Origin of the sequence: Prochlorococcus marinus str. MIT 9201, from assembly GCF_000759955.1 — a bacterium.
Lineage (GTDB): Bacteria > Cyanobacteriota > Cyanobacteriia > PCC-6307 > Cyanobiaceae > Prochlorococcus_A > Prochlorococcus_A marinus_G.
The window spans coordinates 144,582-157,070 of the sequence record NZ_JNAL01000018.1 but is presented as its reverse complement, the minus strand read 5'-3'; the positions used below and the strand labels follow the sequence as shown (position 1 = coordinate 157,070).

Here is a 12,489-nt window from a genome sequence, read left to right as displayed (position 1 = left end):
ATGCTTTTACCATTTTAATAAATTAAAACTTTCCATATCTACGGTCACTCTATTTCTGTAAAGAGATAATAATATAGCTAGTCCAACGGCTGCTTCTGCTGCAGCAACAGTAATCACAAAAATCGCAAAAACTTGTCCCTGAATTAAATTATTATCAATATAGGAAGAAAACGCCATCAAGTTTATATTTACCGCATTGAGCATTAATTCAATGCTCATAAGAACTCTAACTGCATTTCTGCTATTTAATAACCCCCAAATACCAATGCAAAATAGTGCCGAAGATACTATCAAAAAAGCTTGAAGAGGAATTGATTCTAAATTCATAATAAGAAATTCTAAAGGTTAATTTTTATTTGTAAGTAATGGTTCTGATGATTTTTCAATTAACTCTTGATCAACAGGGAGTCCTGTCGAAATATCTTTACTTAATACATCTCTTCTAGCTAAAACAATAGCCCCAATCATTGCCATTAAGAGTAAAACTGAAGCTACTTCAAATGGGAGTAAATAATCACTAAATAGATGCTCACCAATCCTAATAGTTGATTCTTCACCAATAGAGTTTTGAGGACTTGATAAGCTCCATACATTGGTCAAGTCAACTCTTATTAGAAGGCTTAGTAGGGTTAAACATATCGATGTTGATATGATTCTTCTCGATTTAATGTCACCTATAGGTTTTAAATCTTCTTTTTTATTCACTAGCATTATTGCAAAAATTATTAATACATTAACTGCACCTACGTAAACTAAAACTTGTGCTGCAGCAACAAAACTTGCATTTAAAAGAAGATATAATCCTGCCACACTCATGAAAACTCCCCCGAGCAGAAAGGCTGAATAAACAATACTTTCGAGCAATACAACACCGAGCGCTCCAATAATGACAACTAAAGTTAGAACTGTAAAACAAATAAATTGAGTCGTTATTGCGATGGACATAAATTAATAGGAATTAATTAGTTGGATTAGTAACTTTATCATTATTTTCGTTAGATTCAGGCCTCATCCAATCATAAACTTCCTCAGGTAATTTACCAACTCTAGAATCTGAAGCTGGGATTTCATGAGGGTCCATGATACCTTTGGGGAGATAGGCAAGTTCTCTTAGAGTTTTAACTGATGGATCTGTCGTCACGTTTGTAGGTAGTCTACCTAGTGCAACATTATCGAAGTTTAAATTGTGTCTGTCGAAAGTAGCTAATTCATATTCTTCGGTCATTGATAGACAATTAGTTGGGCAGTATTCAACACAATTTCCGCAAAATATACAAACTCCAAAATCAATTGAATAATTTCTAAGTTCCTTTTTTTTGGTTTCTTTATTCATTACCCAATCTACTACTGGTAAATTTATGGGGCATACTCTCACACAAACTTCACAAGCAATACATTTATCGAATTCATAATGTATTCTTCCTCTATATCTTTCAGAGGGTATTAATTTTTCATATGGATATTGAACAGTAACTGGTCTTCTTCGAAGATGATCAAAAGTTACAGATATACCATTGTATAAATATTTGCCAGCATTAAATGCTTCCTTGATATAGCTGTTTATTTGTTGAAGGAAATTGTTCATTTTGAAGAATTTACTTAGTTATTTTATTTTAGTGGAATAATTTTAAATTTAAGTATTTTTACTTAAATTTAACCACCAAAGAATTGCGGAAAAGCAAGTTTTAATCCTGCAGTTATCAAAAGATTAGCAAGAGAAATTGGAAGGAGAAACTTCCATCCTAGATCTAAAAGTTGATCTATTCTTACTCTAGGAGTTGTCCAACGTAATAAAATTGCAATGAAAACTAAAAGATATGCTTTTAAAACAGTCATTACAATGCCTATTGATGCAGTGAAGACCTGAATCAAGGGTGCATTAATTGGTAAATTGAGAAACTTAGCTATTAATTCAACTGGAATAGGAAAACCCCATCCTCCTAAATAAAGGATTGATACTAATAATGCTGAAAGAATTAAATTAATGTAACTACCAAGGTAGAACAGTGCGAATTTCATGCCAGCATATTCAGTTTGATATCCTGCAACTAATTCTTCTTCAGCTTCCGGTAAGTCAAATGGAAGTCTCTCACATTCTGCTAGTGCACAAATCCAAAAGACTATAAAACCAACTGGTTGTCTCCATATATTCCAGCTTAGTATTCCAGCACCACTTTGCTGGTTAACAATATCAATAGTACTAAGGGAATTCGTCATTAGTACAATAGCCAGGACAGATAAAGCTAAGGGTATTTCATAACTTATTGATTGAGCTGCAGCTCTTAAACCTCCTAATAATGAATACTTATTATTTGATGCATATCCGCTCATAAGAAGTCCAATTGGCTGGATACTACTTAAAGCGATCCATAGGAAAATTCCAATACCAACATTACTTATTAAAAGGTTTTGTCCAAAAGGGACAATTAGCCATGAGAGAATCACTGGCACAAGAACTAATATAGGTCCTGCAGTGAAAAGAATTCCATCCGCTTTCGCAGGAATAATATCCTCTTTGACAAGCAGCTTAAGACCATCTGCAATTGGTTGGAGGACGCCAAGCGCTCCTGCATATTCAGGCCCTATTCTTTGTTGAGCAGCAGCAGATATTTTTCTTTCAAGCCAAACTGTTACTAAAACGCCAACAACTGCCGCTACCAAAACCAAAAGCATAGGTAGAGGGAGCCAAATTATATGAGCGATTTCACTGGAGAGGCCAAAACCTTTTAAGAATTCATTAAAGCTATATTCGAGATCTAATCCGTATTCCAAAATTTTTTTTGTTATTTACTTAATAGATTAACTCTTCACAAACAATATGTGCGTTTTTTTTTTGAAAAGCTGCAAATATTATTCTCTATTTTCTAGGCTAATCCAATCTCTTGGTTCTGAACCTGTATAGATTTGCGATGGTCTGAAAATTCTATTTGCTCCAAGTTGCTCTCTCCAATGAGCTAACCAACCAGCCACTCTAGATATGGCAAAAATTGGAGTAAATAAATCACGAGGAATACCAAGTTTTCTATAAACAAGACCAGAATAAAAGTCCACGTTAGGGAATATACCCTTAGGTCCAAGTCTTGGTATGGCTTCTGCCTCAAGTGATTTGGCAACTTCATACATTTCATCTGCTCCAAATCTAATAAAAAGCTCTTCTGCCAGTTTTTGAAGAATTATTGCTCTTGGATCTTTGACTTTATATTCTCTGTGACCGAAGCCCATTATCTTACTTTTATTTTTTATTGCATTATCTAAAAAAGACCCAGCATTTTCTGGGATTTTAATCTCTTCTAACATTGCAATCACATCCTCATTTGCTCCTCCATGCAGTGGGCCTGCAAGGGTTCCTACCGCAGAGGCGATGACAGCATATGGGTCTGTAAGAGTACTTGCAGTCACTCTTGCGCTAAATGTACTGGCATTTAAACTATGTTCGGCATGTAGGATTAAACACCTATCAAAAACTTTTGCAGCTATAGGATCTTGTTCTTTTTCAGTCAGCATGTAAAGAAAATTTGATGAGTAAGTTAAATCATCTCTAGGTTGAATTGGGTCTTGTCCTTTTCTAATAAGCTGAAACGCAGCAATCATTGTGGGTATTTTTGCTATTAGTCTTATCACTGCGTTGTAGATGTAATTAGGATCATCTATTGCTCTACGTGAATAAAAGAGCCCCAAAGAAGCCGCACTAGATTGCAGAGCATCCATAGGATGACCTGTCGCAGGGAAACATTTCATCATATCTCTGACTCTAAAACTTAACCTTCGATGCATCTGAACTTCTTGTTCGAAATCTCTAAGTTGAATAGCTGTTGGCAATTCACCCCAAATCAATAAATAAGCAGTTTCTAAAAAACTGCTTTTTTTTGATAGTTCTTCGATGGAGTAACCTCTATATAATAATTTACCTTTGTTACCGTCAATATCACAGATAGAAGAATTAGTAACTGGGACGCCCTCTAATCCTGGTTTTAAAATTATTTTGTTGTTAACCAATTTCTTAATTCAATATCAAATACTTATAGATTAAAGATAGTCAAATAATTTTTAATTAACCACAAGTTACTAACTTCAAGAAAATTTAAATTGATCGTGTTTGACGCTTATTTGAATAACTTTGTTAAAGGATTTTTAAATTTGTTTCTGTATAAAGAATTGGATTTTTTTCAGGAATAGATTGTCTTATGATTTCTAGAGATTGTTCATTTGATATTTTTAAAGTATTTTTAATAAGAAAATTAAGATCTTCCAACTCAGAAAAATATTCAACTTTATTGGAATTTCTATCTTTGATATCAACTTTTGCATAAAGAAAAGTTGATTTATCTTTATTACTTTTAAGGTTAAAAAATTTCTTCGAGATTGTTTCTAGTTTTTTACCATTAATTAAATGATTACTTATGATTTGTAAATCTCCCGATTCTATTGAATAGATATTTTCATAAGTTAATTCTTTTATCAAATCGTCTTTTTCTTCAAGAATATCTTTGGAATAAATTGAGTAAATATCTTCATTTTGTTTCAAAGTATATTTGTTGAAATCTTTTAGTTTTTTAAAAGCACTTAAATTAAATTGATCTTCAGTATTTTTTTCAAATGTAATAAGCCAATCTTTTTTTGAATTGAGAATTAAGATGTCTTGATTGAGATTTTGATTAAAATCTTCAAAAAAACTGAGTTCATAATCATTGATTAAAGGTTTTAGATATTTCTCAAAATTTCTTAGATCACAAAAAATTGAAACTTCATGATTATCTTCATTCTGATTCTCTTTATTTAATAGCTTATCGTAAGTAAGAATATCAATATTTTTTTTATTATTTAGTAAATATGATTTTAAAATTAAATGATTATTTTTTAAGTCAAATGTTGTAGCTATAAAATCCTCATTATTCTCAGTAAATATTTCTTTATTAAAAAACTTACTTTCCCTAAATTTATTTGTGATTAAAATATTTTTTTCGTTTTTTAGTCCAAAAAGTTCTCCCTCATATTGAAATTTTTTTTTCTTAAAATTATCACTAGAGGTAATACTATTTTTGATTAATTTTTTATCTGATGCAGCAACTATATAATTATCTTTAGTCTGATATATAAAGTTAAGAAAATTTATTTTATTTTCTCTATTAATTGAAACTATCTCATCAACCTGATCAATTTTATTAGGTAAATTTAATAAATCATCTATTGTCTTTTCTGGCTTAATTTTAAAAACTATCAATATATCATCTTTAAGCTTTTTATCATTCTCAAAAGTTGAGACTATAAGTTCATTATTATAAATATCTTCAAATGTATTGTTGCCTAGATCTATACCTAAGTAATCTAATATAGAATCCTTTATTAAAACAAAGTTATCATGATTTTTTGGATTGTTATATTTTTCATTATTGTTTACAAAATTGAAACTTTCCAAATTTGAAATAAATAATAATTTATTGTTTTCAGGTATATATTTTAAGATATTTAGTTGCTCAATATTTGTATTTTGCTTCTTATTTTTATTTGCAGAAACTTTTTTAAAACCAACAAAAATTAATAAAGATACTAATAGTATTATTGCTAATATTCTAAGTTTCATTATCAATGTTTATTTTTATTTTTAACAATAAATTTCCCACTGCAACTTAATTTATTAAATTGTAAATAACACATAATTTATTCTCTCAATTGGGAAATTATCCAAAATCTATAAATGCTTCTGTTCTTAATGATTGGTTTGATTCTGAGAGAGAAGATCCAGTATTGATTGATGTAAGGGAACATTCAGAGCTTGAAATAGCTTGCTTCTCAAAAGAATTCTTACATGTGCCAGTTAGTAAAGTCACATCTGAATATGTTAAAGAAATATTTAATGGCTTAAAAGATAGGGAAATTGTTGTTACCTGTCATGCAGGAATAAGAAGTTATAATTTTTGCCAGTGGTGCTTAGATAATAATATTGTGAGCGAAATATGGAATTTGGAGGAGGGTATTGATGGATGGAGTAGATATATTGACCCATCAATTCCTAGGTATTAATTAAATATCTAATGAAGATGCAACAGTATTAACATCTTTGTCCCCTCTCCCAGAGCAATTAATGACTATATGAGTATCTTTTTCAAGAGTAGGGCATAGTTTATCTAGCCAAGCAAAGGCGTGTGAAGTTTCAAGTGCTGGTATAATTCCTTCAAGTTCACTAACAAGTTTCAAAGCATCTAAAGCTTCTTGATCTGTTACTGATCCATATTCTGCTCTACCTATATCTTTTAAATGGCTATGTTCAGGTCCTACGCCTGGGTAATCTAAACCTGCACTTATTGAGTGCGCTTCTTGTACTTGACCATTATTATCTTGTAGAAGAAGACTCATTGATCCATGCAAAATTCCTACTGATCCTTTGGTAATGGTTGCAGCATGTTTGTCAGTATCAACTCCGCTTCCTGCTGCTTCAACACCAATAAGTCTTACAGATGTATTTTTAACGAAAGGGTGGAAAAGGCCCATTGCATTTGACCCCCCTCCTACACAAGCAAGTAAAATATCGGGTAATGATCCAAACGATTCAATGCATTGTTTTTTAGTTTCTTCTCCTATAACTGCATGAAAATCTCTCACAATCTTTGGGAAAGGGTGTGGGCCTGCAACAGATCCTAAAATGTAGTGAGTGGTTTCGACATTAGAAACCCAATCTCTAATGGCTTCACTAGTAGCATCCTTAAGTGTTGCAGTGCCTGAATTTACAACTTTAACTTCAGCTCCTAGAAGTTTCATTCTGAAGACGTTAAGGGATTGTCTTTTTATGTCCTCAGCACCCATATAGATAATACATTTCAAGCCAAATCTCGCACAAACAGTAGCCGTAGCAACTCCATGCTGACCTGCTCCAGTTTCTGCAATAATTCTTTTTTTGCCCATCCTTATTGCTAATAAAGCTTGTCCAAGGGCATTATTAATTTTGTGAGCGCCAGTATGGTTTAAATCTTCTCTTTTAAGCCATATTTTTGGAGTTGCTTGTTTAGTTTTGTAATGTTCAGTAAGTCTTTTGGCTTCATAAAGTGGTGTTTCTCTTCCTACATAAGTCTTAAGTAGATGATTTAATTCGTTTACAAAAAGTTTATCTTTCCATGCATTTGATGCGGCTGTTTCAAGCTCAAAAAGAGCAGGCATTAGCGTTTCAGGAACATATTGACCACCATACTTTCCAAACCTTCCATCTTTGGAAGGTAGATTTAAATCATCGTTATTATAGTTTTGATCTTGGCGAGAAAATGTACTTACCACTTTTTCTATAGAATAAGTATTAACTAACTATAGATTATATTAAAAATAATGGGAAAAAAGAATTGGATCGAATTTGATAATCAAGAAAAAAAATCTGAAGAAACATCTAAGGTGGATAATTTTAATAAAAGCTCAAAAATAAATATTTCAAAACAAAAAAAAGGTAAAAAGGGCAAAACGATAACTTTAATAAAAGGTTTAGGAACTGAGGATGAAATGTTATTAAAAGAATTGCTAAAAAAAATTAAAGTTTTTTGTGGAACTGGAGGAACATTAATTGATAGTAATATTCAGTTACAAGGTGATATGGTATTGAAATCAATTGAGTTTCTTCGTAAAGAGGGATTTCATAATTTATGAAACAAGGGTTAGGATAGGTTTTTAATTTTGATGAATCAAAAAATGAAAGAACAAGAGCATACAAAGTCAACCAATATAAAGTGGCACAATTTAACTATTAATAGAGAAAAATTAGAGAAAATGAGAGGTCATAAAGGAATGGTTATCTGGTTTACAGGTTTATCAGGCTCTGGGAAGAGTACTTTGGCCAACGCTTTAAATGAAGTTTTACACTTAGATGGTTTTTCAACTTATGTGCTGGATGGAGACAATATTAGACACGGTTTATGCAAAGATCTTGGGTTTTCGGATGAAGATAGAGAAGAAAATATAAGAAGGATTGGAGAAGTTGCGAATTTATTTATGAATGCTGGGATAATAACTATTACAGCATTCGTTTCACCATTTCTTAGCGATAGAGATAAGGTGAGAAAAATTATTGGATCTAAAGATTTTATTGAAGTTTATTGCGCTGCAGATATCAAGGTTTGCGAAAATAGGGATACTAAAGGTCTTTATAAGAAAGCTCGTTTGGGAGAAATTAATAATTTTACAGGGATTTCTAGTCCATATGAAGCACCTCATAATCCAGAAATTGTAGTTGATACAGGTTCTTTGGATTTAAATGATTCAGTTGAAATAGTTATTAACTTCCTCAAAAAAGAAAACTTTCTTAAAAAGGGCTAATTGAAAAATATTAGTTCATTTATTTTGAAGATAATTGTCAACTCCAATAGTTGATAACTTACTATTTTTAGTTCTTACCTGTTTATGGAGATTTTCTCTGAATTTTTTTAACTTTTCCTTTATGGATTCATCAAATAAACTGATCATCTCTATTGCTAATAATCCAGCATTTTGACCTCCATTAATTGCAACTGTTGCTACTGGTATTCCAGCGGGCATTTGAACTATTGATAGAAGTGAGTCAATCCCCTTAAGTGTCTTACTTTCTACTGGTACCCCAATGACAGGAATGCAAGTTAGTGATGCCAACATACCTGGAAGATGAGCAGCACCACCAGCACCGGCAATTATTACTTTTATGTTTTCTGATTCTGCATTTTTTGCATATTCCATCATTTCACTAGGTGTTCGATGGGCAGAAAGTATACAAACTTCAGATTTTATTCCAAATTCTCTTAAAATATCTACAGCAGGTTTCAATGCTTTTAGATCTGAATCACTACCCATTGCGACAGCGATTTTATAAATATCTTTAGGATTCAATTCTGACAAAATAACAAATCAATTCTTTCCCATAATGGCGTGCAATTAATTTGGCGCCAGTTAGTTAATATAAAAAGAATAAATTTTCATAGAATATTATGACGTCAAATAAGATTATCGAAAAAAGTGAAGTTAGGGAGTATTTTAATGGCACTGGCTTTGAGAGATGGAATAAAATTTATAGCAAATCTGAAGAAATTAACACAGTTCAGAAAAATATTAGGAAAGGACATCAAAAAACTGTAGATGATGTAGTCTCATACATAAAAAATTATCCTGAACTAACAAAAAAAAGTTATTGTGATGCAGGATGCGGTGTTGGAAGTCTATCCATACCATTACTTAGACTAGGTATAAAAAAATTACAGGTAAGCGATATTTCTTCTGAAATGATTAAAGAAACAAAGAAACGAATTAATGAATTAGGTTTGAACCAAGGAAAAATCAAATATGAAGTGTGTGACTTGGAAAAATTAAAAGGTTTATTTGATGTTGTAGTTTGTTTGGATGTGTTTATTCATTATCCCCAACCAGTTGCAGAAGAAATGGTCCAACATCTATGTGATTTAAGTAAAGAAAAACTTATCGTCAGCTTTGCTCCATATACTCCAATTCTTGCTGTTTTAAAAAATATTGGGAAATTATTTCCTGGGCCAAGTAAAACAACAAGGGCCTATACATTAAAAGAAAATGGCATTATTAATGCCGCAAAAGCAAGAGGATTTAAGGTGGTTAAAAATAAATTAAATCAAGCGCCTTTTTATTTTTCAAAACTAATTGAATTCGAAAAAATTAAATAATTTATTTTACTAATTGATTTTCAAGTGCATAACGGACTAATTCGGTTCGGCTCGATGTCCCTGTCTTGATAAAAAGCCTACTTACATATTTTTCAACATTTCTAATAGAAGTTTCAAGCTGTCTTGCAATTTCCTTGTTCATCAGACCTTCTGCTACTAGTTGAAGTACACTTGCTTCTCTAGGAGTAAAACTAGGGATATTTATTTTATTTTCTGAATCAGTCGGATTTTGGTCTGTGAGCATAGATTTTATTTCAGTAATTTGCCTTGCCATTTTGCTTACATCAATATCTGCGAATCGTGCTGCTTCTTTCAGTAATCGTTCTTGTCTGTTGATTACATTTTTAACTCTCGCAGCTAATTCATCAGGGTCGAAAGGTTTGGAGATATAATCATCAACTCCTGCAAGATAACCTTCTGTTCTGTCTAGGGTCATTCCTTTTGCAGTTAGAAAAATAACTGGAGTTCCTCCTAATTTTTCATCCTCTCTAATTTTTTCTAATAAAGCATAACCGTTAGCTCTGGGCATCATAATATCGCTAATAATCAAATCGGGAAAAACTGTTTGAGCTTTTTCCCAACCATCCTCTCCATCAACTGCAATAAATATTTCAAAGCCTTCATCTTCTAGAAATGTTTTAACAGCTGTTCTTAAACCAGGCTCATCATCAACTAATAAAATTCTTGATTTTCTTTCCGGTTCATTATTTATTTGATTAATTTCTTTCATTTTTTAAATTCTTAAATTTGATTTTCTAGTACTTAAGAGAATTTTATATACTAAATATAATGCAATCAACTCCCATACTACTAGATTATCAATCTTCGACTCCTTGCTCTAAAGATGTTGTTGATTCTATGAAACCCTTTTGGAGTGAGATTTTTTCTAATCCTGCAAGTAAGTCTAATTTGGCGGGTATTAACGCAAGCGCTATTTTGGAATCCTCAAGAGAAAAAATAGAACAAAATTTATATCTTAAAAATAAAAAAGTTATTTTTACAAGTGGGGCAACAGAATCTAATAACTTAGCCTTATTAGGTTTTGCTAGAAATTACCAAAAAAAAACAGGAAATTATGGACATATTATTACCTTAAGAACGGAGCATAAAGCTGTTTTAGAGCCCCTTAAACAACTTAAAAAAGAGGGATTTATTATTACAGAAATTAATCCTGATAAAGATGGCTTAATTTCAGAAGAACTATTCAAAAAAAATATAAGAGAAGATACATTTATGGTAAGTGTTATGCTGGCAAATAACGAAATAGGCGTTATTCAGCCTATAGAGAATATTTCAAAGATATGTAAATCGAGAGGAATAACCTTTCACTCTGATTTCGCACAATGTTTAGGTTATATCGAGTTAGACAATCTTTTGTCAGATGTAAATATGATAACGATAAGTTCTCACAAAATATATGGTCCTAAAGGGATAGGACTTCTTTTAATTGATGAGGAAATTATTCTTGAGCCTTTAATTGTTGGAGGAGGTCAGGAATATGGTTTCAGGTCTGGTACATTACCTCTTCCTTTAGTAGTTGGCTTCGCTAAAGCAATAGAAATAGCAGTTTTTAATCAAAAAAATAATGCTGAAAAATTACTTTTGCATAGAAATACCCTTTTAGAGGGTTTGTTAGAAAATAATTCTGGTTTATTAATTAATGGCTCCATAGAAAAAAGATTACCTCATAATTTGAATTTGACTATATTGGATTTGAACGGAGCAAAGTTTCATAAACTTTTAAAATCTAAAATAATTTGTTCTAGTGGATCTGCATGCAGTAATGGGGAACCATCTCATGTTTTACTAGCCTTAGGTAGATCTTTTAAAGAAGCAGAATCTTCAATAAGGTTAAGTATTGGATTAAGCACTAATTCAAATGATATAAAACAAGCAATTCATATTCTTACAAATACGATCAAATCATTACGATAAAAAATTATAGGAACTTTAATTTAATTGAGCAATTCTTAATTTTCCACTTCTAGCTCTTTTATTAAGTTCGACTTCTTTTTCGGAAGGCGTTATTGGCTTTTTTGTAAGGTTTTTTAGTCTTTGATCATTCTTAAAAGAATTTTTAACTAACCTATCCTCCAGTGAATGAAAACTAATAATAGAAATAATGCCGCCCGGCAGTAGCCATTCAGGGACAACTTGCAAAAATTTTTCTAGTACTTCAATTTCTTTATTAACGGCAATTCTTAGTGCTTGAAAGGTTCTTGTTGCTGGGTGTATTTTTTTATATCTTTGTTTTGGTGGGAAGCAGCCGGCAATAGAATAAGCTAACTCTTTTGTCCCAGAATATTTACCATTTTCCTTTAAATCCATTTTTATTTTCCTAGCAATCTTTCTTGATAATCTTTCATCTCCATATTTATAAATTAGGTTTGCAAGATCTTTTTCATTTAAAGCCTCAATTAATTTCTCTGCATCAACCTCAAGCAAAGGATTCATGCGCATATCAAGTGGACCATCTTTTTGGAAACTAAATCCTCTTTCAGGGTTATCAATTTGGTTACTATTTACTCCAAGATCTGCAATCACAAACGAAACTTTTTCTTTTGGTACAAAATCTGCAAAATTTGAAGCCTTTATTTCAATCCTATTTTTAAATTCATCAAGTTTTTTTGATGCTGATTTTCTTGCGAATGGATCTTGATCAAGGCCAATTATATTTAAATCCGAATATTTTCTCAATAAATGATAAGAGTGCCCGCCTCCGCCTAAAGTTGCGTCTATTCCTTTAAGTTGGTTGTCATGTATTAATGGGTAATGCTCTAATGAGGTCATAATCTCATCTGTCATAACTGATTTATGATTGAAAAAAGATGAATCAGATAGGTCAGTTTGCATA

The 12,489-nt window shown here is 31.6% G+C and carries 15 protein-coding genes; 5 read left to right on the top strand and 10 right to left on the bottom strand.

The genetic code is table 11. The annotated features are described in order from the left end of the window. Positions 1–6: 6 nt before the first annotated feature. The 6 genes from nuoK to EU95_RS00790 form a co-directional block, all read right to left on the bottom strand. Positions 7–327, bottom strand: coding sequence for an NADH-quinone oxidoreductase subunit NuoK (gene nuoK, locus EU95_RS00765; RefSeq protein ID WP_032522919.1), 321 nt, complete (start codon positions 325–327; stop codon positions 7–9). A gap of 18 nt (positions 328–345) precedes the next feature. Beyond that, entirely contained in the window at positions 346–945 is a 600-nt protein-coding gene (locus EU95_RS00770; protein WP_032522918.1) for an NADH-quinone oxidoreductase subunit J, read from the bottom strand. A gap of 13 nt (positions 946–958) precedes the next feature. Then, positions 959–1,585, bottom strand: a complete 627-nt coding sequence (ndhI, locus tag EU95_RS00775; RefSeq protein WP_032522917.1) for an NAD(P)H-quinone oxidoreductase subunit I — start codon at positions 1,583–1,585, stop codon at positions 959–961. A 68-nt stretch (positions 1,586–1,653) separates the two neighbouring features. Continuing rightward, positions 1,654–2,772: an NADH-quinone oxidoreductase subunit NuoH gene (nuoH, locus tag EU95_RS00780; protein ID WP_011862205.1), complete on the bottom strand. Its 1,119-nt coding sequence runs from the start codon at positions 2,770–2,772 to the stop codon at positions 1,654–1,656. Positions 2,773–2,850: 78 nt separating this feature from the next. Then, a complete protein-coding gene (locus EU95_RS00785; protein WP_032522916.1) occupies positions 2,851–3,996 on the bottom strand; it encodes a citrate synthase in 1,146 nt (381 codons plus the stop codon). A gap of 124 nt (positions 3,997–4,120) precedes the next feature. Next, positions 4,121–5,581, bottom strand: a complete 1,461-nt coding sequence (locus EU95_RS00790; RefSeq protein WP_032522915.1) for a hypothetical protein — start codon at positions 5,579–5,581, stop codon at positions 4,121–4,123. An 89-nt stretch (positions 5,582–5,670) separates the two neighbouring features. On the opposite strand from EU95_RS00790, the gene EU95_RS00795 reads away from it, so the two are divergent. Beyond that, positions 5,671–6,021 (top strand): rhodanese-like domain-containing protein, encoded by a 351-nt coding sequence (locus EU95_RS00795; protein ID WP_032522913.1) that lies wholly within the window; start codon positions 5,671–5,673, stop codon positions 6,019–6,021. Here EU95_RS00795 and trpB read toward each other — a convergent pair whose 3' ends face one another. After that, positions 6,022–7,266, bottom strand: a complete 1,245-nt coding sequence (gene trpB / locus EU95_RS00800) for a tryptophan synthase subunit beta (RefSeq protein WP_032522912.1) — start codon at positions 7,264–7,266, stop codon at positions 6,022–6,024. A gap of 48 nt (positions 7,267–7,314) precedes the next feature. Between trpB and EU95_RS00805 the strand changes: the two genes are divergently transcribed. After that, the gene (locus EU95_RS00805; protein ID WP_032522911.1) at positions 7,315–7,626 is read left to right on the top strand and encodes a translation initiation factor SUI1; all 312 of its coding nucleotides are present in this window, start codon (positions 7,315–7,317) and stop codon (positions 7,624–7,626) included. Positions 7,627–7,668: 42 nt separating this feature from the next. Continuing rightward, positions 7,669–8,292 (top strand): adenylyl-sulfate kinase, encoded by a 624-nt coding sequence (gene cysC / locus EU95_RS00810; RefSeq protein ID WP_158462214.1) that lies wholly within the window; start codon positions 7,669–7,671, stop codon positions 8,290–8,292. Positions 8,293–8,307: 15 nt separating this feature from the next. Here the strand turns inward: cysC and purE are convergent, their stop codons facing one another. Then, a complete protein-coding gene (gene purE / locus EU95_RS00815; RefSeq protein ID WP_032522909.1) occupies positions 8,308–8,844 on the bottom strand; it encodes a 5-(carboxyamino)imidazole ribonucleotide mutase in 537 nt (178 codons plus the stop codon). Between the two features lie 89 nt (positions 8,845–8,933). Here purE and bchM point away from each other — a divergent pair, with 89 nt between their 5' ends. Next, entirely contained in the window at positions 8,934–9,635 is a 702-nt protein-coding gene (gene bchM / locus EU95_RS00820) for a magnesium protoporphyrin IX methyltransferase (RefSeq protein ID WP_032522908.1), read from the top strand. Position 9,636: 1 nt separating this feature from the next. Here the strand turns inward: bchM and EU95_RS00825 are convergent, their stop codons facing one another. Beyond that, entirely contained in the window at positions 9,637–10,365 is a 729-nt protein-coding gene (locus EU95_RS00825; RefSeq protein ID WP_032522907.1) for a response regulator transcription factor, read from the bottom strand. 59 nt (positions 10,366–10,424) lie between these two features. Between EU95_RS00825 and EU95_RS00830 the strand changes: the two genes are divergently transcribed. Then, positions 10,425–11,570: a cysteine desulfurase family protein gene (locus EU95_RS00830; RefSeq protein WP_032522906.1), complete on the top strand. Its 1,146-nt coding sequence runs from the start codon at positions 10,425–10,427 to the stop codon at positions 11,568–11,570. A gap of 15 nt (positions 11,571–11,585) precedes the next feature. Here the strand turns inward: EU95_RS00830 and rsmH are convergent, their stop codons facing one another. Further along, a complete protein-coding gene (gene rsmH / locus EU95_RS00835; protein ID WP_032522905.1) occupies positions 11,586–12,488 on the bottom strand; it encodes a 16S rRNA (cytosine(1402)-N(4))-methyltransferase RsmH in 903 nt (300 codons plus the stop codon). Between the last annotated feature and the right edge of the window lies 1 nt (position 12,489).